Raw genomic sequence first — 21,061 nt, forward strand, 5'->3', positions numbered from 1 at the left:
AATCCAAAAAAATAACATAAATAATTTGGATATTACGTATAGACCATTTATCTTTGGAATACATAAATGATGAAGTTACTGCCGCATTGGTCGATTGGGGAACTCATCAATTACATTTTATAAACCGAGACTCGTTTTTGGTTTCAATGGCGGGCCGCAGCCTTCGGGTTTCCGATTTATCGGAACAGCGGATTACAAAGAAGCTAAGACACTCAAATCCTGTCAAACGGAGTTTCGTCTTATTCCACCGATGCGGCTTCTTATAGAAAGCAGATTAGCAATATATTTAGTAATATTGCAATCTGCTTTTCATTTTATATCCCACTTTTATGAATCTGGCAAAACAATATTTGGAGCTTTTTCTGGTTTTCTTCAAAATAGGAGCCTTTACTTTTGGAGGAGGCTATGCCATGATTCCACTAATACGCAATGAGGTTGTCAATAAAAAGAAATGGCTTGCTGATAATGAGTTTATGGATATGCTAGCATTAGCACAATCTGTTCCGGGACCAATTTCTTTAAACACAGCAATATTTGTAGGCAATAAAAGACTAGGCTTTAAAGGAAGTCTGTTTACTGGTGCTGGAATTATTCTCCCGTCCTTTATTATAATACTTCTTATTGCAATTGTCTTCACCCAGTTCAAGGACAACCAGGTTGTTGAACGCATTTTCAGAGGAGTTCGACCAGCAGTAGTTGCACTTATTGTAGCACCTCTTTTAGGTTTAGGTAAATCTGCCGGGATAAAAATAAGCAATATCTGGGTTCCAATAACAGTGGCCCTTTTAGTTTGGTTGCTAAAAATATCACCAGTATATATTATATTATTTTCAGCTATATTCGGGATTCTCTATTTTCTATTTATTAAACAAAAAACGAAAAAGTAAATGGAACTGACGGAATTATATTTGCAGCTTTTTATATCGTTCCTGAAAATAGGTCTGTTTGGCTTTGGTGGTGGCTACGCCATGTTACCTCTCATCCAAAGAGAGGTTGTTGACATACATGGCTGGATTAGTGTTAACGATTTTACAGATATAGTAGCTATTTCTCAAACAACACCTGGGCCAATAGCCTTCAACTCTGCCACGTATATTGGATACACAGCGATTACCGAAGCAGGATATTCAACAGGTTATGGAATATTGGGATCTGCAATCAGTACTTTAGCTGTTAGTATTCCATCATTAATATTAATGACACTGGTATGTCTGTTTTTCTTCAGACTTAAAAACAATCCTTGGTTACAATCTTCATTATCAGTATTAAAACTTACAATAATTGGTTTAATTGCTTCTGCAGCTCTGATGTTGATGAACGAACACAATTTTATTGACTATAAAAGCTGGATAATTTTTACAATTATCATGATTGCATCAATAAGGAAAGTCGATCCAATATTACTGATTGTACTATCTGGTATTGCGGGACTAATACTTTATTAATAAGATAAATATATTATTTGAACTAATTTATTTCTCAGTTATTACTTTATTTCTGTTACCTTTAATTAGAATTATCAATAAGAAAAGTAATATTGCAGCAATAACAACCCAAAACCACAATTCCACATAAAAGGGATCGTTACTATAATCAATATTGATATCCAACTCTTCAATATTCACTGTTTCAGACGAAATGACCGGATTTACTGATAAAAGGAATACAGAAATAATTACTATTACAGTCTTACGGCAAAAAGATGTGAATTTCATTTCATATTTTTTTTTGATAAGCGAGTCGCTCCGATCCATCAGAAACGTATATAATTCCACAATAGTGGAATCCTAAACTACCAAGAATCTTTTGTATAACAATATTATTTCTGTGTGTATCAACTCTGATATTCGGGCATTGAGTAAAACACCATTCAAAACATGCTTTAGCAACACCTTTCTCTTTACCCGATGATGCAATCCTGTGAACAGTGCCATATAGCTCGTCATTTAACCATTGGCCATCATAAATCTTCAAGTAAGTTGGATCTTCACCAATAATAAAACAAAAAGTACCAACAATTTCTCCTGCACTATTTTCACATATAAAACTGTGCCCAGCCTCTATCTCTTCGGTTATAAACTTCTCTGTAGGATAACCATTTATCCACTGACCTTCATTACCGGTACTGCGCATAAAATCACGGGCAATATCGTAAATCGGCATGATCTCCGGTAAGTCTTTATAAGTAGCAGGTCTGATTTTGGTAATCATCGCACTTAAAAAGGTTATTTTTTAGTTGATCTTTTTCCTGTAGTTTTCTTAGTTGATGTAGCTTTAGCCGTCTTAGTTTTTCCTTTATCGGCTGTTTTGCTAGTACCTTTCTTAGTTGTTGAACTTTCTGCAGATTCAGACTTCTTTGTTTTCTTGCTTTTAGATTTTTTATCCTTAGCGCTATCTTCAATAATTCTTTTACACTCCTCAAGAGTCAACTTTTTAGGATCAGTTGTCTTTGGTATCTTGTAATTTGAATTCTGATACTTGATATAAGGACCATACCTACCATTCAAAACCTGTAGATCAGAATCCTCCTCAAATAATTTAATAGTCTTCTCCTTATCTTTCCTCTCCTTATCTTCAATAAGCTCGATAGCTTCCTCTAATTGTATCTCGAGTGGATCAACACCTTTTGGAATAGACACAAATTTATTATTATGCCTGATATAAGGTCCAAAACGTCCAATACCAATAACAACATCTTTATCTCTAAACTCTCCTATATTACGTGGTAGTTCAAATAATTTTAATGTTTCTTCAAGAGTGATTGATTCAATCGATTGAGATTTTTGAAGAGATGCGAATAGAGGTTTTTCATCCTCCTCCGGAGTACCAATTTGCGCCATTGCACCATAACGTCCAATCTTTACTGATACCTGTCTGCCTGATTTCGGATCAACACCCAATACCCTTTCACCAGCCTTATGCTCCATACGCATATTTGCTGTCTCCTCAACAATCGGATGAAAGACATCATAGAAATCAGATATTGATTTATTCCACTTAGCTTTACCTTCGGCAATTTTATCAAATCCCTCTTCCACTTTAGCCGTGAAATTATAATCTATTATAGAAGGAAAATATTCTACCAGGAAATCATTCACAACAATACCTATATCTGTGGGGAAAAGCTTATTCTTATCTGCACCGGTAGTTTCAGTTTTTTCAGAATCTTTTATTTTTCCTTTTTTAAGAAGAAGGACATTAAAATTTCTTTTTTCACCATCAATACTTTTTTTCTCAACATACTCTCTGTTGATTATCGTTGAGATAGTTGGAGCATATGTTGAAGGACGTCCAATGCCCAGTTCTTCCATTTTTCTAACCAATGAAGCTTCAGAGTATCTGGCAGGACGTTGAGAGAATCTCTCAGTAGCAGAAACTTCCTGCATTTCAAGTACTTCTCCCTTTTTAACCGGTGGTAATATACCATCCTCTTTCTCCCCATTCTCATCATCAGTACCTTCAAGATACACCCTAAGGAATCCATCAAACTTTATTACCTCACCATTGGCTACAAACTTACCATCCGTATTTGACACCGAAATATTGGCAGTAGTGCGTTCAAGTTCTACATCAGCCATTTGCGATGCAATAGTTCTCTTCCAGATAAGGTTATACAGTTTCTTCTCTTGAGCCGTACCCTCAATCTCATGTTCACTTATATATGTAGGGCGTATTGCTTCGTGAGCCTCCTGAGCCCCTTTTGATTTTGTACTATACTGACGAGACTTATGATACTTTTCACCATACTGATCTATAACCTCAGTTTTGGCAGTACCAATTGCCAAACCCGACAAATTCACCGAGTCTGTTCTCATATATGTGATCTTACCCGACTCGTACAGTCGCTGTGCAACCATCATAGTCTGCCCCACAGAGAAACCCAGTTTACGTGACGCTTCCTGTTGAAGAGTTGATGTAGTGAAAGGAGCAGCAGGTGATTTTTTTGCAGGTCTGGTTACAACATCCTCAATGGAAAAAACCGAACTCTTTAATTTCTCAAGAAGTTCCAGTGCCTCTTCTTTTGTTTTCAGACGCTTGTTATACTCTGCTTTAATTTCGTAAGTCTGTCCATTTTCCACTTTCGAGAAAACTCCAACCACCCTGTATGATGCTTCTGAATTAAAGTTTTGTATCTCACGCTCACGCTCAACAATTAATCTTACAGCAACAGATTGTACTCGACCAGCAGAGAGAGCCGGTTTAATTTTTCTCCATAATACAGGAGATAGTTCAAACCCTACAATTCTATCCAGGACACGTCGAGCCTGTTGAGCATCAACCAGATTCTTATCAATCTTTCTTGGGTTTTTTATAGCTTCAAGAATTGCATTTTTCGTAATCTCGTGAAAAACAATTCTCTTTGTATTTTCCTCTTTAAGTTCAAGAGTTTCGAAAAGATGCCAGGAAATAGCCTCACCTTCACGGTCCTCATCAGAAGCCAACCATACAGTATTAGCCTTTTTAACAGCAGCCTTCAGTTCTGATACTATTTTCTTTTTATCATCCGGAACCTCATAGATAGGTTCAAAGTTATTTTCAACATCAATACTAAAATCCTTCTTCTTCAAATCACGTATATGCCCATAACTCGACATTACATGAAAATCTTTTCCAAGAAATTTTTCTATCGTTTTTGCTTTCGCGGGTGACTCAACAATAACCAGGTTCTTTTCCATCAATTGTTCTTTTCTTCTTTAGCTTTTTGTAAGCAGATAGCTTTCAAATTAATGATTTAGCACTACTTTTAGGGTGCAAAAGTAGTAATTTTGTGGTTGCAACAACAGTTTTTTTAGAATTTCCTTGATTATTAAGTAATTTTCATAAGATAATAACACTATTTATTTTCATTTAATACCACCCCATAAATAGATGACAGCATTTCAGATAGCTGTGTTGAAAGTGATTTACGAACTCTCAACTTCATTCGGCACGATTCCTTAAAATCCTGAGTCCACTCCACCTCTTCAAACTGTTTTAATACTCTCATAACATCATTAAGATGAATGTATTCGAAATCGATTACTATAACATCATCAACAGTCCTTGTTATTATCTCTGCATTTGCAATTGCATCCGCTGCAGCCTCTCTATATGCTTTAATCAACCCCCCTGTACCAAGCAGTGTACCACCAAAATAACGTACAACCAGAATAAGCACATCTGTAAGTTCAAATGAGTTAATCTGTCCTAATATTGGTTTACCCGCTGTACCGGAAGGCTCACCATCATCATTATACCTGAACTCTTTTCGCTCCCACCCTAACATGTATGCCCAACAAACATGCCTGGCATTATAATATTTCTTACGATATTCCTCCAGAATCCCCATTGCCTCGTCAGCACTCTTCACGGGAAATAGAAATGATAAAAACTTACTCTTTTTTTCATTTATATATCCCTCAGAAGGTCCTGAAACGGTTTTATAGCTGTCGTCCATAGTTTTTATTCACTTTCTCATAATATAAACAAAAGTAGTATAATTATGAAATGTATCAAACTATAGTAAAATAGCAGAGATATAGACTTCAGCTGAAGTTGTTTCGTCTTAGTCTTTTAATGATTTAAATGTAATTGGATATGGAATAAATTAAGACTATCTAAACAGTACTGATTATCTCACATTTCATCTTGAGATATCCTATATATTACTTAGAAGTTAATAAATTGGCTCAAATTAACAGGTGCCTTTATTTAATAAATCCTCTTTTATACAGCAATAGTATCAATCATTTTATCCAAATTTAGGCTACGTGCAGATGCATCGAATATTTTCCTGTACTCACCATTAATTTTATAAAGATTCTCGTGCGAGCCACTCTCTACAAGATAACCATCCTTTAAAACATGAATCACATCCGCCTCAACAATCTGCGATAAGGAATGGGAAATTATAACCACTGTTCGCCCCTCCTTTATGGCATCAAGACTCATTTTAATATGTTCCGTTGCTATTGCATCCAGACTTGCTGTAGGTTCATCAAGGAAAATAATGGGAGGATTCTTTAAAAACAGTCGCGCAATTGCAATTCTTTGCTGCTGACCTCCACTTAGGTTTGAAGCATCAGTATTATAACCTTCAGGCAATAACAATACCTGTTCATGCAGAAAAGCTTTTTCTGAGGCTTCTATCACCTCATCATGTGTTGCATCTAACTTTCCATACAAGATATTGTCATATACTGTACCTTTAAAAATATGATTTTTCTGCAATACCAAACCGATATTATCCCTTAAAGATCCATTCTCATAATCTTCCAGTTCTATTCCATCAAGCTTAATCACACCATTATCAGGCTTATAAAACTTACAGAGAAGATTGATCAAAGTACTCTTACCTGCACCACTCAGGCCAACAATTGCAGTTGTCTTTTCTTTTTCAAGTGTTAGACTCACATCTGTAAGGGCTTTCTTACCATTTGGATAGGTGAAATTCACATTGTTTACTTCAAACTGACCTTCAACATCCTTTGCTTTTATATCTCCACCTACCTCAACAGCATCATCATTATCAAGCACATCAAAAAAACCATCCGCATAAATAAGAGCATCATTTACCTGGTCATAAATTCTATGAAGCTGACTGATTGGAGCCGAGACATTACGGAAAAGCATTATGTGCATCATTATGGCACCAATACCCATCTGTCCGTTCAGAACTAAATATACAGTAAGTATTATTATTAGTACAACCCCGATTTGTTGTATGAATGACTTCAAGCTCTCAAATACATAGCTCGTGCGACGTGTCTGCAGTTGGTTATCCAGCATCTCCATCTGCAGCTCATACTGTTTTTCACCCTCTGTTTTCTCTCGAACAAAACTTTTAATAACTGTGATTGAATCGATAATATTAATGAGACCGTGATTTTTACGTTCACGCTGACCTCGCAATTGCATACGCCACCCTTTTAGTCGATATGCCTGTCGCTGACTAACAAAGAAATATACAGGAATTATTACAAGAGCCATCAGCCCTACATACATATTAGCATTAAACATAACCACCAGGGCAATTACAGCAGTGGAGAACAGAGGCAGGATATCAAGAAAAAAGTTTTGTACCAACCTAATCAGACTCTCAACCCCACGATTTATTCTGGTCTCCAGATAACCTGTCTGATTATCCGACTCCGCAAAAAACGACATCTTGTAAGTAAGCAACCTATCCACAGCCTTCTGAGACAGGTCGCTACCAACCTGTATTCGTATCTTCTCACCAAAATATTTTTGTCCAAACTGAATACCAATATTCAGCAACTCATTTGCAAGCATTATTGCAGAAATAATCAATAACAGCCTCATACCATTCACAATAGGATCAGGCTGACGCAGCAGCTCCTCCACACGATTTATTGTCTCGTTCACCAAAAGGGGATTCACCTGTGCGGCAAAAGATCCTATCAGTGTAAGTAAAAGTGTTCCTGCAATCATACCCTTGTAAGGTTTTACAAACGGCAATAGGTTTCGGAAAAGTGCTTTAAAAGATTGGGAATAAGTATCATTTTTTTTCATCCCCTGTTGGACTGTCAATGTACATTAAGGTTTAACTACAAGTCATTAACAAAGAAAAGCGACACCATTAAGGCATCGCTTTTTCTACATATATCTATTAATTATAGTCCTCAGAATCTTTTATAAGATCAGGGAAACATTATTTAATTCAAATCAGCATTTTGAAGCTCCACAGTTGCGGCATTTGAGACATCCCTCTTCATAAACAAGTGTCTCCTGACCACAAACAGGACATTTCTGGCCTTTAGCTTCAGTTTCGTTTGGCAGATATTTCTTAAGTGCACGCTCAACACCATTCTTCCATGTATTAATGGTTTCGCTATCCAGTTCAAGGCCCGATACCAACTTAATAACCTGATCAATAGGCATACCGTAACGAAGAACACCGGAGATAAGTTTTGCATAATTCCAGAACTCTGGATTAAACTTGCCATCCAGACCTTCGATAGTTACTTTGTAGCCACGGCGGTTCTGAAACTGGAAATCGTAGTGCTTTCTGCCATCATTATCATAAGCTTTAATGATTTTACCGGAAGTAACACTCTTAGGAATCATGATACCATCATCTTCATCATTGATACCGGTAAAGATTTCGTAAGGTCTTCCATTAAGCAAACCGATAAATGCAATCCATTTCTCCTTATTATTCTGAAATTTTATCACATCTGCATCAAGCTCGATAGGACGAGAAGTAACAACAGGTGGCATTTCGAAACAGTCCTCTGCTTTTTTCTTATCTTTTGTCTCAGCATCTCCGTTAGATATTAATACACCTGATCTTGAACCGTCACGATAAACTGTACAACCCTTACAACCACTCTTCCATGCCTCCATGTAAAGTTCTCCTACCAGATCCTCAGAAACATCATTTGGCAGATTAATTGTTACACTTATTGAGTGATCAACCCACTTCTGTACACGTCCCTGCATACGAACCTTTTGCAACCAGTCAACATCATTGGAAGTAGCCTTGTAATAAGGAGACTTAGCAACCAGTTCATCAATTTCGGCATTCGTATATTTTTTAGTAGTCGAGTATCCATTTGCTTCCATCCATGTAACAAACTTATGGTGGAACACGATGTATTCTTCCCATGAATCTCCATTCTCATCTACAAAGTCAATCTTAACATCCCTGTCATTAGGATTCACTTTGCGTCTTCTGGTATATACTGGAAGAAATACCGGCTCAATACCTGATGTTGTCTGAGACATCAGACTGGTTGTACCAGTTGGTGCAATGGTGAGACATGCAATGTTTCTTCTACCATATTTAACCATATCCTCATACATCTGGGGACTTGCTTCTTTAAGACGGTTGATAAATGGATTATTCTTCTCACGCTCTGCATCAAATATCTCAAAAGCACCTCTTTCCTTAGCCATTTTAACAGAGGAGGTATATGCATTAATTGCAACTTCGCGATGCACCTTCTCCGAGAAGTCATTTCCTTCATCAGTACCATATCTGATACCTAGTGCTGCAAGCATATCACCTTCTGCTGTGATTCCAACACCTGTACGGCGTCCCTGCAATGTTTTGCGCTGGATTTTCTTCCAAAGATTCCTCTCAGTAGATTTAACCTCTTCTGTTTCAGGGTCAGCATCAATCTTCTCAAGAATCTTATCAATCTTCTCTGCTTCCAGGTCAACTATATCATCCATAATACGCTGAGCCAACTGAACATGTTTGGCAAACAGCTCAAAATCGAAATAAGCATCCTCTGTAAACGGATTAACAACATATGAATACAGGTTGATTGCCAGCAAACGGCAGCTATCGTAAGTACACAAAGGAATCTCTCCACAAGGATTGGTAGATACAGTTTTGAAACCAAGATCTGCATAACAGTCGGGCACCGATTCTCTGACAATAGTATCCCAAAACAGGACACCCGGCTCTGCAGATTTCCATGCATTATGTACAATCTTTTTCCACAGCTTCTGGGCATCAATTGTTTTTTCATATTTAGGATTATCTGAATCAATTGGAAACCTCTGCTTGTAAGTCTTCCCAGCAGAAGCAGCTTCCATAAACTCATCATCAATTTTAACAGAGATATTAGCTCCTGTCACTTTACCCTGCTCCAGTTTAGCATCAATAAAATCTTCCGAATCGGGATGCTCAATTGATACGCTAAGCATTAATGCGCCACGACGACCATCTTGTGCAACTTCGCGAGTGGAGTTTGAGTAGCGTTCCATGAAAGGAACCAGACCGGTTGATGTAAGTGCCGAGTTTTTTACAGGCGATCCTTTAGGACGGATATGAGACAGGTCGTGTCCCACTCCACCACGTCTTTTCATCAATTGCACCTGTTCTTCATCAATACGGATGATCGCGCCATATGAGTCGGCACTACCATCCATCCCAATAACAAAACAGTTTGATAATGATGCAACCTGGTAATCGTTCCCTATACCGGTCATTGGACTACCTTGTGGAATAATATATTTAAAGCGATCAAAGAGGTCAAAAAGTTCCTGTTCGCTTAATGGATTTTTATATTTCTTCTCAATCCTGGCTATCTCTTTAGCCAGTCTCCAATGCATATCTTCGGGAGTCTTTTCGTAAATTACACCCTGACTGTCTTTAAGCGCATATTTGCTTACCCACACCTTGGCAGCTAGCTCATCTCCGCTGAAATAGTCCAGCGACGCCTTATACGCTTCGTCGAAAGTGTATGTCTTTTTTTTCATAAGCTGTTGGTTTAATAATATAAAATGATTAAAATTGGTGCTAATAAGCAAATACAATGAACATTTATTTTTTAATATCTGATATTTTTCACTGTCAGACTTATTTTGCCATGCAAGTTTATTGAAAGTTTATCAGAGCGCAAAATATTTACAAATATATTTATCAACAATCATGTGAAATTTTCTAAATTAATTTATATCAAGCTGATTATGTGCTATTTAAAAAAAACACAAAGACAAAATGTTTTCCAGACAGGAAAAGTATACTGATTTATAGATAGATAAAATATACAAGTTGATTAAAGTTAACAACCTATAAATATAAAGAAAAAAATCACTCAGCACCATTAACTCGCTGAGTGATTTATATTTCAGGTATAGTATTTGTAAAATTTTGTCTCTTTTTTATTCAATATACTTCACCGCACCCATGAATAAAATAGAACCCGTGGAATTTTCCCTAATTATATAAATGAATGGTCGGTTTGCATTAAATGTTGCTGTTCTGTCAGGCTGATAAGAGGTAGGTTCAATTCCTACTACCGTTACTGCAGCTGCTTCTGTTCCAACCTCATCAGTATTTATATATGTAAATTGTTCTACGAAAGAGATGAATGCATCAGCATCAGTCATTCTTGAAAAATCTGCTGCCCCTGGCTCAAAGGCTATACCCATACCCATCTTTTCAAGAACATCATTAAGCACCCTGCTATACTCTGTCTTGAATTTAGGCAAGTAGAGATCTACCTGAGTGCTGCGCAGCCCTGAAACAAGATTGCCCCAGGAGTTACTGTTCTGCAATTCTTGCGTGACATCTGCAAGCTTATTACCCTCCTTTGGCAGTAGCACAATCATACTGAATGCCTGATTTCCATATGGCAGCTCTACAATCTGCATTGTTTGGTTTTCGTTATAATTGAAGCTGGATTTCTGATGCATCATATCAACGTTCTTTGTTTGGCCATCCTCACTGTAAAAAGGTTTGCTTGATGTATTCCGGGAATTAAACTCCGATGTCCATATACCTTTATAATAGAGAGCATTCATCAGATACATCAAAGCATTTGGGTTTGTCTTATCCAGAACGTGTGTTATCAGGTTATTCGTGTTGTCGGCTGCCCATTTATTCATCAGCTTTACAGAATTAGCATCAGAGAAATCTACCGATTCAACTGTAGAATTAAAATATTCATTGTTTAATCTTATAAAATCATCTTTAATTTTTATATTCTTATTAGTCCATATAGAGTTAGCAATTGCCAGCTTAGTTGAGGGATCGGTCTTCAGAAGTGCCTCCCTGAGCTTCTCATAATATTCATTAACTTCCTGATCTGTATATCCGTCAAGTTTAAGTACCTTTTGCATTACAGCTTTGGTTTCTCCATCGGCACCGTTCCATGTCATTGCCAGCGCCATACTCAGACTCAGAGGGGATATCATAAAGTTTTTATCCAACTCGGCTGCCTCCTCATTAAAAACATTAGCAAAAAACTCAATCGCAAACTGCTGGTCAGATTTCACCATTTCTGCCTCAGAACCTCGCAGCTCAATTTTAATTGGGTCAGGCAGCTCTTTATCAAGATCACTGTTGCCTTTTTCACATGATGCAGATGATAAGATTGCCGCAATGGTAACAAAAATAAGGGTAGTAATTTTTAAGTTCATTTGATTATATAGTTTTTTTATTAATAGTTCCTTTTAGTACTATTATAAGTATGATGCTTTATATGGTAAGAAGGTTGTATAGGAAATGATATTTAACAATTCAATGTAATACAAATGGCAATATAATATCTGATTGAGCTGATTTTTGTATATACATAATTCATTCAATCTACATTCTTATATAAGGTATATAAGAAGAAGGTAAGAACATAGTAAGAAACAGTTAAGAATGAGGTATCTATCTTCTACATTTCAGGCACTGAAATTAGTCTGAAATTAATATTAAAACTAAACTTGATGTTGTTTTCTGTTAACATAGTATTTTGATAAAATAATTGCTTATTTTTGCACCTAAAATCCACACTTAGATTCACCTTTTTAATTTTTGCTGTAATGAGAAAATGGCGCATTGAAGATTCAGAAGAACTTTACAACATAAATGGTTGGGGAAACGGTTATTTCTCCATTAATGATAAGGGAAATGTTCAGGTTACACCCACCAAACAGGAAGAGATTAGTGTTGACCTTAATGATCTTATGCGTGAGCTATATTTGAGAGATGTAGTTGCACCAGTATTAATTCGTTTTCCGGAGATTCTTGATAATCGTATAGAAAAAATATCGCAGGGCTTTGCAAAAGCTTCAAAAGAGTATGATTATAAGGCAAAGAATCATATTATTTACCCCATTAAGGTAAATCAGATGCGCCAGGTGGTTGAAGAGATTGTATCAAGTGGCAAGCGATTCAATATTGGTCTGGAAGCCGGCTCAAAACCAGAACTGCATGCGGTTCTGGCTATTAATACCGATAATAACTCTCTTATAATATGTAACGGATACAAGGATGAAAGTTATATTGAACTAGCTCTGCTTGCACAAAAGATGGGCAAGCAGGTGTTCCTGGTTATCGAAAAGCAAAATGAACTGGAGCTGATTATCAAGATTGCTAAGCGACTAAAAGTGAAACCAAATATTGGTATCAGGGTGAAGCTTTCAAGCTCAGGTAGTGGCAAGTGGGAAGATTCGGGTGGCGATGCCAGTAAATTCGGTCTTAATTCAAGTGAAATTCTTGAGGCTCTTGAGGTACTGAAAAAGAATAATATGAGCGACTGCTTCCGATTGATTCATTTCCACATTGGTAGCCAGATCACTAAAATTCGCAGGATAAAAACTGCTCTTCGTGAGGCTGCACAGTTTTATGTTCAGCTGCACGCTATGGGCTTTGGTATTGAATATGTTGATATAGGTGGGGGACTTGGAGTTGATTACGACGGTACAAGGTCTTCTTTTACGGAGAACAGCATCAACTACTCTATTCAGGAGTATGTGAATGACTCTGTTTCTACCTTTGTGGATGCTGCAAATAAAAACGAGCTTCCTCATCCTAATATTATAACTGAATCGGGACGTGCGCTGACTGCACATCATTCGGTTCTTATTTTTGAGGTTCTGGAAACGACTACTCTTCCTGAATGGCCTGAGGATAAGGAAATTCAGGAGGATGACCATGAATTGGTTAAGGAGCTTTATAAAATTTGGGATACGCTTACTCAACCACGAATGCTTGAAGCATGGCACGATGCTCAGCAGATCAGGGACGAATCGCTTGACCTGTTCAGTTTGGGTATGCTTGATATAAAAACGAGAGCTCAGGTGGAGCAGTTGTACTACTCTATTGCCCGTGAAATAAATTTAACCAGCTCCAGGGCAAAACATGCTCCTCAGGAACTGCGACAGTTATCAAAGCTGCTTGGAGATAAATATTTCTGTAACTTCTCTCTGTTTCAGTCGTTGCCCGACTCATGGGGTATTGACCAGGTGTTTCCAATAATTCCTATACATCGACTTGATGAGAAGCCTGACAGAACTGCTACTTTGCAGGATATCACATGTGATTCTGATGGTAATATATCTAATTTTGCTTCTCAGGATGGTTACCGATCTACTTTCCTGCCGGTTCATTCTCTTAAAAAAACGGAGCCATATTACTTGGGGGTTTTCCTTGTAGGTGCTTATCAGGAGATCTTGGGTGACCTTCATAATCTATTTGGAGATACTAATGTGGTTCACGTATCAACTAGTGAAAATGGTTATCATATTGATCAGGTAATTGATGGTGAGTCTGTGGCAGAAGTGCTTGAGTATGTACAGTATAGTCCTAAGAAATTAGTACGTACTGTTGAAACTTGGGTAATGAGTTCTGTGAAACAGGGTAAGATATCTGTTGAAGAGGGTAAAGAGTTTTTATCCAACTACCGTTCTGGTCTGTACGGATATACATATCTGGAGTAACATTAGTCATACACTCCCATTGTGCACTCTTCATCACTAAGCTCAAACTCAATTGTGCAGTGTTGGACTCCTATTTTGTACATTGAGTCTCTGATTCTGGTTTTTAACATATGCTGGTCGGTCATGCTCAACTCCCTTTTGAGCACTACATGAAGGGTGAGTACGTTATACTCACCGTCAACCGACCATGCATGCAGGTCGTGTACAGCACTTACTTCGTCTATATTGAGCATCATATCTTCTACATTTTCGATATCTAGTTTAGAGGGACTGCCTTGTAATATGATATGCATGCTTTCTCGTAAATTGCGGAAGACGTTTAAAAGTATAAACAGGGCTATCGCAATTGATAATATTGGATCGATTATTGGTGCATCAATAAATAGCATTATTCCTGCACCAACAAGTACTGCTACCCAGCCTAATACATCTTCAAGCATATGAAGTGAAACTACTCTCTCGTTTAATGAACTGCCTTTTCGTAGTCTGATTAATGCAATACCATTAATTATGATGCCCAAAACTGCGAGCAGGAGCATACCTTCGGCATCAGGTTGCTCAGGATTAAAGAGGCGGGGAATAGATTTAACAAGTATCAATATACACCCCACGAACAGAATTACAGAGTTAATTAATGCTCCTAAAAGTGAGAAACGTTTATAACCGTATGTAAAATCGTGTGTTCGTGGCTTTTTAGATATTTTCTGAAAGTACCAGGAGAGTCCCAAAGTTATACTATCACCCAAATCATGTACTGCATCGGATAGTATTGCCATACTATTTGTCAACACTCCTCCAATTAATTCGATAATCGTAAAAGTGAAATTAAGGAAGAAGGCAGTTTTGATATTTTTTACATCATTATTGCCATGGATATGATTGTGTGCATCCATAAAACCTATCTGTTATCAATAATAACATTGAGAGAAAAAGAAAGTTCAGTGCTGTCATATAACTCATTATTATGTATATTTGTTATTAAATAATTAATTTATAAAATATGAAACAGTTATATTTAACAATTATATATGGCATGATTATGATCACCGCCTGCAATACTAATAAAGAAGAAGTGAAAATATTAAAACAATCTGATTTTCCTGCACCACCGGTTGCAGAAGTAGTCCCCGATACGTTTGAAAATTTCGGTCAAAAGCGTATCGACAACTATTATTGGCTTAAAGACAAAAACAATCCGAAAGTTATTGAGTATCTGAATGCCGAAAATGAATATACCGAAAGTGTTATGGCCTCTACTAAAGAGCTGCAACAGACTATCTATGATGAGATTTTGGGAAGGATAAAGGAGGATGATGAGAGTTATCCTTCATATATAAATGGGTATTGGTATTATAGTCGCACAGAAAAAGGCAAGCAATATCGAACATATTTGCGCCGCAAGGGTTCATTAGATGCAGAAGAAGAGGTCATCTTTGATGTGAATAAGATGGCAGAAGGGAAATCTGCTTTTATTTTTGCAGGTTATTCTGTTAGTCCGGATAATAATAAAGTAGCATACCTGTTCAACGAGACAGGTTCTTATGCCGAGTATGTGATGAAGATTAAGGATTTAAACACTGATGAGGAGATAGGTTTCACTGTAATTGGTGCTACCTCTGTAACTTGGGCTAATGACAATAATACTCTGTTTTATGGTGTTATCGATCAGACTTTACGTCCTTATCAGATTCACAGAAGAGGGCTAAACGAACATCAGAGCACTTTGATTTATGAAGAGAAAGATGCGAAATTCAGAACTTATGTTTCCGGTACTAAAACTAAAGAGTATATATTTATTGGAAGTGCAAGTTCAACTACTTCTGAGGAGAGGTATATATCTGCTGACAGACCACTGGATGAATTTAAAGTTTTTATGCCACGTGTAAAGGATGTAGAGTATTCTGTTTTTCCGCATAAGGAGAATTTTTTTGTAAGTTATAAGGATCGTGAGAATCTGAATTCTATGATTTATGAAGTTCCTCTTACTGGTTATGAGGATAAATCGACATGGAAAGTTTTCTTACCTCATGATGATGATGCCAGGTTAGAGGGTATTGATATAGTTAAGGATTATATTTCTGTAGAGTTACGCAGAGAAGGACTTACAGAGATTATTGTTATGTCTCTGAATGGAGGCGACACAAAAAAAATTGTTTTCCCTGAACCGGTTTATTCAGCATCTATGGGTGGTAATCCCGAGTATGAAGCAACAACAATTAGATATACTTATACTTCGTTAAATAGACCTACTACTCTTTATGAGTATAATATTTTAACTGGCGAATCAATCAAGTTAAAAGAACAAGAGGTACCATCGGGTTTTAATCCTGATGATTATACTGTGGAAAGGTTATGGGCAACTGCTCCTGATGGTGTTCTGGTTCCAATGGCAATAGTATATAAGAATGGATTGAAAAAAGATGGTAGCAACCCTGCATTGATCTATTCATATGGTAGTTATGGTTACAGTACCGACGTACATTTCAGTGCAAGCATGTACAGCCTGATAGATCGAGGTTTTGTTTATGCTATTGCACAGATACGTGGTGGAAGTGATCTGGGTGAACAGTGGTATGAAGATGGTAAGCTGCTGAATAAAAAGAATACTTTTACTGATTTTATAGCATGCAGCGAGAAGCTGATTAATGATGGGTATACTTCATCTGATAAGCTTGCAGCTATGGGTGGAAGTGCTGGAGGTTTGCTTATGGGTGCAGTAAGTAATATGAGACCTGATCTTTATCAAACAATTGTGGCGCAAGTTCCGTTTGTGGATGTTATAAACACCATGCTTGATGATACTTTGCCTCTAACAACGGGTGAATATGAAGAGTGGGGTAATCCAAATGAAGAGGAGTATTATAACTATATTCTCTCCTACTCTCCTTATGATAATATTTCTGCACAGGATTATCCTAATATACTGGTGACTGGAGGTATTAACGATTCGCAGGTTCTTTTTCATGAGCCGGCAAAGTATACAGCTAAACTCAGAGCACTTAAAACGGATAACAATATTCTTATTCTGAAAATGAATATGGAATCGGGACATGGAGGTGCAACCGGTCGTTATGAAGGTATCAAGGAAACAGCTTTTGATTTTGCATTTATATTAAACAGGGTAGGAATTTATAAATAAATATGAAAAAACTTGAACTCCACTGGAAGATCTTAATTGGTATGGTTGCCGGAATTTTATTCGGCTTTGTTATGAGCTCTTTCAGTTGGGGTTATGATTTCATACTAAACTGGATTGCTCCTTTTGGTACAATATTTATAAGATTACTGAGGTTAATTGCAATTCCTCTGATCTTGGTTTCGCTGGTTAAAGGGGTATCTGATCTGAAGGATATATCTACGTTTAAGAATATTGGTATTCGAACAATAGTATTGTATATAATAACAACCTGTATAGCAATTACTACTGGTCTTGTTCTGGTAAATATAGTAAAACCGGGAGCGGGGCTTTCTGCGGAAACAATTGAGGAGCTAACAGTAACTTATGCCGGTGATAATACTATCACTTCTAATATTGAACAGGCGGAGTTTCAGGAAATGAGTAAACCGCTCGACTTTTTAGTGGATATTGTTCCTGATAATATTTTTGGTGCTATGAGCAATAATCAGCTCATGCTTCAGGTGATTTTCTTCTCAATTCTATTTGGGATCAGTATGCTTTTGGTTGATTCAGAGAAGACCAAACCTCTGTCTAAGCTTTTTGATTCGTTGAATCATGTGATACTGAAAATGGTTAATATCATCATGATGATAGCCCCATATGCTGTATTTGCATTGCTGGCTCAGATTATTGTAAGTTCAGATGATTCGGAAATTCTGCTTAAACTGTTAAATTACGCTACAACCGTAATTGCTGGTCTGTTTATCATGATTAGTATTTATCTAATCATTCTTTATCTGTTCACAGGGAGAAAACCTTCATGGATTATTAAAGGAATTGCACCGGCACAATTGCTGGCATTTTCTACAAGCTCAAGTGCAGCTACTCTTCCGGTAACAATTGAGAGAGTGACTAACAAATTGGGGGTTGATCATGAAGTGTCAAGTTTTGTGTTACCGGTAGGGGCAACAATAAATATGGATGGAACTAGTCTTTATCAGGCTGTTGCAGCAGTATTTATTGCCCAGGCTCTTCATATCCCGCTTGATTTTATGGATCAGCTTACAATCGTACTCACTGCTCTGTTAGCTTCTATAGGCTCGGCTGCAGTACCTGGTGCAGGCATGATTATGCTGGTGATTGTTCTTGAGTCTATTGGTATACCCTCAGATAAAATGGCAATTGGGTTGGCTTTAATTTTTGCTGTGGATCGTCCACTTGATATGTGCAGGACTGTAGTTAATATTACAGGTGATACTCTAGTTTCAGTTTTAGTTGCAAATTCTATTGGAAAAATGCACGACCCTGAGAAAGGATTGGAGGTTGATAAAAGTTATCTTTCTGAATAGATTAATTATGATACAGGTTAAACGTATATATGATTCTGTAACTGAAGATGATGGTTACAGAGTGCTTATCGATCGGTTGTGGCCGAGGGGGTTTTCAAAAGAGGATGCTAAAGTCGATCTATGGATGAAGGAAATTGCTCCCTCAACAGAGTTAAGAAAATGGTTTCATCATGATCCTGATAAGTGGATGGAATTTCAACAGCGATATAAAGATGAACTGGTTAACAAAAAAGAACTTATTGATCAGCTACTTAAGCTTGAGAAAGAGAAAAAAGTAATAACTCTGCTTTTCTCGGCAAAAGATAGGGAAAAGAATCAGGCTATGGTATTAATTGAGGTTTTGCGTGATAAAGTATAGCAGGGTAAGTATTCATTATAATACTTGATAATGAAAATATTAAAAGAAGTATTACTTATAGTAACAAGTCTCTTTACATTAAATTCCTTTTCTCAGGAAATAGATAATGACCTAGATTCAACAATTTATCTGAATGAGATTATTGTCAACGCATTTCAGATAAGCACGTTACAACTTCATGTCCCCGGATCTGTATCAGTTCTAACAGGTGAGGAGATACAGATAACTGATGGTAATAATTTTGCTCATACTTTACATTCAATACCTGGCATATATATGCATAGTGGTACATATTCCACCAGTAGAGTTATAATTAGAGGTGTTGGTAGCAGAACTCCATATAATACAAATCGTATTAAATCGTACTTGAATGATATACCTATAACATCTTCTGATGGTATTTCTACACCTGAGGATATTGATCTAATGGGAATTGGTAGGATGGAAGTGATTAAAGGACCTGCCTCTGCAACTTACGGCTCAGGTCTTGGAGGTAATATAATCCTGTATACTCCTAGATCAACCAAGGAGGGTGCTGCAGCGCTTATACAGTATGGGAGTTTCAATACTATAAAAGCTGCCGCTTCAGGCAATTATATCAATCAAAATTTAAATCTATGGGGTACTATTTCTCATGTGAATAGTGATGGGTATCGTGAAAACAATCGCTATAGACGTACCTCTTTTATTTCTTCAGGTGAATGGGAACAAAAAGATTATTCATTGGAGTATACTCTTATGCTGATTGATCTGAATGCTCAGATACCGAGCTCTGTAGGTAAGTCTCTTTATGAAAGCAATCCTAAAGCTGCAGCAGCTAACTGGAGTGCAATTGAGGGATATAAAAAGTATCAGCGAGCTATAGCAGGGGTTACTTTAACTAATCTGTTTTCTGATAAATGGACAAATAAATTGAATGTATTTGGCAGATGGGCGGATAGTTATGAGAGACGACCATTTAACAACCTTGATGATGGCACTTCAGGTGGTGGAATAAGCAATAGGCTATCATATCACAATAATCAATGGGATGCTATGATAGGATTTGAATGGGTCAAAGATGTATATAGGTGGAAAATGGATCTGGAAAATGAAATGATAAATAAAAATAGAGAGTCAAGAGATCATTATAATTTATTTAGTATGATCTATTGGCGTCCTGCATCCGAGTGGAATATTTCTCTTGGTGGTGCTGTAAACAAGGTTAACTATTTACTTCGCGATCAATTCCTTAGCAATGGCGATCAATCTGGAGAACGTAGTTTCCCTCTTATTTTCTCTCCCAGATTAGGTATTAATTATGCACCATCTCAGCTTTTGGCTTTTTATGGCTCTGTTGGACATGGTTTCTCTATGCCTTCTCCAGAAGAGACACTCCTTCCTGAGGGTGACATAAATAAGGAATTGAAACCTGAACAGGGAGTTCAGTACGAAATGGGTTTTAGACTTAATCTATTTAGAAGAGCTACTACAATTGAAGCATCTGTTTATTATATCAATCTGAATAATCTGCTTGTTACAAAACGTTTATCGGAAGATATATTCACCGGAATTAATGCAGGAAAAACAAGCCATAATGGTTTTGAATTCTTAATAAAACAGAAAATACTCAGGCTATCTTCATTCCCTGGCACACTAAATCTTAATGCAAATTATACATGGTCGATTAATAAGTTTGTTGATTTTACTGATAATGATCAAAAATTTGATGGAAATAAGCTCCCGGGAATTCCTGCACAGGTTGCTCACGCAAATATTCTTTGGCAACCTTTTACAAGGTTAAATATTGATACACAGCTTCAATATGTTGGAGAGCAGTATATGGATGATGCCAACTCTTTAATTAATGAAGGCTATTTTATAGCGAATATAAGGAGTTCATATAGCTTTTCTGTATCAACTAATTATAATATAGAACTTTTCACGGGTATAAATAATATAACTAATGCACACTATTCTCCAATGCTTACTGTGAATGCTGTGGCTTTTGGAAATGCTGAACCAAGGTACTATTATCCCGGATTACCTAGGCACTTTTATAGCGGTATAAAACTATTCCTTTAGCAG

The 21,061-nt window shown here is 37.0% G+C and carries 15 protein-coding genes; 7 read left to right on the forward strand and 8 right to left on the reverse strand.

All coding sequences use genetic code 11. The annotated features are described in order from the left end of the window. The first annotated feature begins 329 nt into the window (after positions 1 to 329). Entirely contained in the window at positions 330 to 887 is a 558-nt protein-coding gene (locus tag BN1354_RS05565; RefSeq protein WP_045089372.1) for a chromate transporter, read from the forward strand. Next, positions 888 to 1,445, forward strand: a complete 558-nt coding sequence (locus BN1354_RS05570; RefSeq protein ID WP_045089371.1) for a chromate transporter — start codon at positions 888 to 890, stop codon at positions 1,443 to 1,445. 27 nt (positions 1,446 to 1,472) lie between these two features. On the opposite strand, the gene BN1354_RS05575 is transcribed toward BN1354_RS05570, so the two are convergent. The 7 genes from BN1354_RS05575 to BN1354_RS05605 all read right to left on the reverse strand — a co-directional run bounded on the left by BN1354_RS05575 (position 1,473) and on the right by BN1354_RS05605 (position 11,877). After that, positions 1,473 to 1,715 (reverse strand): hypothetical protein, encoded by a 243-nt coding sequence (locus tag BN1354_RS05575; protein ID WP_045089370.1) that lies wholly within the window; start codon positions 1,713 to 1,715, stop codon positions 1,473 to 1,475. Between the two features lies 1 nt (position 1,716). Next, positions 1,717 to 2,211: a GNAT family N-acetyltransferase gene (locus tag BN1354_RS05580; protein ID WP_053826489.1), complete on the reverse strand. Its 495-nt coding sequence runs from the start codon at positions 2,209 to 2,211 to the stop codon at positions 1,717 to 1,719. 14 nt (positions 2,212 to 2,225) lie between these two features. Then, the gene (gene topA, locus BN1354_RS05585) at positions 2,226 to 4,676 is read right to left on the reverse strand and encodes a type I DNA topoisomerase (RefSeq protein ID WP_053826490.1); all 2,451 of its coding nucleotides are present in this window, start codon (positions 4,674 to 4,676) and stop codon (positions 2,226 to 2,228) included. Between the two features lie 158 nt (positions 4,677 to 4,834). After that, the gene (locus tag BN1354_RS05590; protein ID WP_053826491.1) at positions 4,835 to 5,437 is read right to left on the reverse strand and encodes an IMPACT family protein; all 603 of its coding nucleotides are present in this window, start codon (positions 5,435 to 5,437) and stop codon (positions 4,835 to 4,837) included. A gap of 269 nt (positions 5,438 to 5,706) precedes the next feature. Beyond that, positions 5,707 to 7,512: an ABC transporter ATP-binding protein gene (locus BN1354_RS05595; RefSeq protein ID WP_197272018.1), complete on the reverse strand. Its 1,806-nt coding sequence runs from the start codon at positions 7,510 to 7,512 to the stop codon at positions 5,707 to 5,709. A 153-nt stretch (positions 7,513 to 7,665) separates the two neighbouring features. Then, positions 7,666 to 10,212: an adenosylcobalamin-dependent ribonucleoside-diphosphate reductase gene (locus BN1354_RS05600; RefSeq protein ID WP_045089366.1), complete on the reverse strand. Its 2,547-nt coding sequence runs from the start codon at positions 10,210 to 10,212 to the stop codon at positions 7,666 to 7,668. A 405-nt stretch (positions 10,213 to 10,617) separates the two neighbouring features. Further along, complete coding sequence (locus tag BN1354_RS05605; protein WP_053826492.1) at positions 10,618 to 11,877, reverse strand: serpin family protein; 1,260 nt, start codon at positions 11,875 to 11,877, stop codon at positions 10,618 to 10,620. Positions 11,878 to 12,270: 393 nt separating this feature from the next. Here BN1354_RS05605 and speA point away from each other — a divergent pair, with 393 nt between their 5' ends. After that, the gene (speA, locus tag BN1354_RS05610; RefSeq protein WP_053826493.1) at positions 12,271 to 14,169 is read left to right on the forward strand and encodes a biosynthetic arginine decarboxylase; all 1,899 of its coding nucleotides are present in this window, start codon (positions 12,271 to 12,273) and stop codon (positions 14,167 to 14,169) included. 2 nt (positions 14,170 to 14,171) lie between these two features. On the opposite strand, the gene BN1354_RS05615 is transcribed toward speA, so the two are convergent. Beyond that, positions 14,172 to 15,062 carry a cation diffusion facilitator family transporter gene (locus BN1354_RS05615; protein WP_053826494.1) on the reverse strand — a complete coding sequence of 297 codons (891 nt, stop codon included), beginning with the start codon at positions 15,060 to 15,062 and terminating at the stop codon, positions 14,172 to 14,174. A gap of 107 nt (positions 15,063 to 15,169) precedes the next feature. Here BN1354_RS05615 and BN1354_RS05620 point away from each other — a divergent pair, with 107 nt between their 5' ends. The 4 genes from BN1354_RS05620 to BN1354_RS05635 are packed head-to-tail and all read left to right on the forward strand — an operon-like array spanning position 15,170 to position 21,058. Further along, entirely contained in the window at positions 15,170 to 17,308 is a 2,139-nt protein-coding gene (locus BN1354_RS05620) for a S9 family peptidase (RefSeq protein ID WP_082331545.1), read from the forward strand. A 2-nt stretch (positions 17,309 to 17,310) separates the two neighbouring features. Next, positions 17,311 to 18,636, forward strand: coding sequence for a dicarboxylate/amino acid:cation symporter (locus BN1354_RS05625; RefSeq protein WP_045089362.1), 1,326 nt, complete (start codon positions 17,311 to 17,313; stop codon positions 18,634 to 18,636). A 7-nt stretch (positions 18,637 to 18,643) separates the two neighbouring features. Beyond that, positions 18,644 to 18,994, forward strand: a complete 351-nt coding sequence (locus BN1354_RS05630; protein WP_197272020.1) for a DUF488 domain-containing protein — start codon at positions 18,644 to 18,646, stop codon at positions 18,992 to 18,994. 30 nt (positions 18,995 to 19,024) lie between these two features. After that, positions 19,025 to 21,058, forward strand: a complete 2,034-nt coding sequence (locus tag BN1354_RS05635) for a TonB-dependent receptor (protein WP_053826495.1) — start codon at positions 19,025 to 19,027, stop codon at positions 21,056 to 21,058. Positions 21,059 to 21,061: the final 3 nt, after the last annotated feature.

It is taken from the genome of Lascolabacillus massiliensis, from assembly GCF_001282625.1.
Lineage (GTDB): Bacteria > Bacteroidota > Bacteroidia > Bacteroidales > Dysgonomonadaceae > Proteiniphilum > Proteiniphilum massiliensis.

Excerpts from the sequence above, each read along its gene's own strand:
- BN1354_RS05635 (WP_053826495.1), top strand. The coding sequence starts at position 19,025 with ATGAAAATATTAAAAGAAGTATTACTTATAGTAACAAGTCTCTTTACA.
- BN1354_RS05570 (WP_045089371.1), top strand. The coding sequence starts at position 888 with ATGGAACTGACGGAATTATATTTGCAGCTTTTTATATCGTTCCTGAAA.
- BN1354_RS05595 (WP_197272018.1), bottom strand. The coding sequence starts at position 7,512 with ATGAAAAAAAATGATACTTATTCCCAATCTTTTAAAGCACTTTTCCGA.
- topA (WP_053826490.1), bottom strand. The coding sequence starts at position 4,676 with ATGGAAAAGAACCTGGTTATTGTTGAGTCACCCGCGAAAGCAAAAACG.
- BN1354_RS05615 (WP_053826494.1), bottom strand. The coding sequence starts at position 15,062 with ATGGATGCACACAATCATATCCATGGCAATAATGATGTAAAAAATATC.
- BN1354_RS05565 (WP_045089372.1), top strand. The coding sequence starts at position 330 with ATGAATCTGGCAAAACAATATTTGGAGCTTTTTCTGGTTTTCTTCAAA.
- speA (WP_053826493.1), top strand. The coding sequence starts at position 12,271 with ATGAGAAAATGGCGCATTGAAGATTCAGAAGAACTTTACAACATAAAT.
- BN1354_RS05575 (WP_045089370.1), bottom strand. The coding sequence starts at position 1,715 with ATGAAATTCACATCTTTTTGCCGTAAGACTGTAATAGTAATTATTTCT.
- BN1354_RS05590 (WP_053826491.1), bottom strand. The coding sequence starts at position 5,437 with ATGGACGACAGCTATAAAACCGTTTCAGGACCTTCTGAGGGATATATA.
- BN1354_RS05625 (WP_045089362.1), top strand. The coding sequence starts at position 17,311 with ATGAAAAAACTTGAACTCCACTGGAAGATCTTAATTGGTATGGTTGCC.
- BN1354_RS05600 (WP_045089366.1), bottom strand. The coding sequence starts at position 10,212 with ATGAAAAAAAAGACATACACTTTCGACGAAGCGTATAAGGCGTCGCTG.
- BN1354_RS05620 (WP_082331545.1), top strand. The coding sequence starts at position 15,170 with ATGAAACAGTTATATTTAACAATTATATATGGCATGATTATGATCACC.
- BN1354_RS05605 (WP_053826492.1), bottom strand. The coding sequence starts at position 11,877 with ATGAACTTAAAAATTACTACCCTTATTTTTGTTACCATTGCGGCAATC.
- BN1354_RS05630 (WP_197272020.1), top strand. The coding sequence starts at position 18,644 with ATGATACAGGTTAAACGTATATATGATTCTGTAACTGAAGATGATGGT.
- BN1354_RS05580 (WP_053826489.1), bottom strand. The coding sequence starts at position 2,211 with ATGATTACCAAAATCAGACCTGCTACTTATAAAGACTTACCGGAGATC.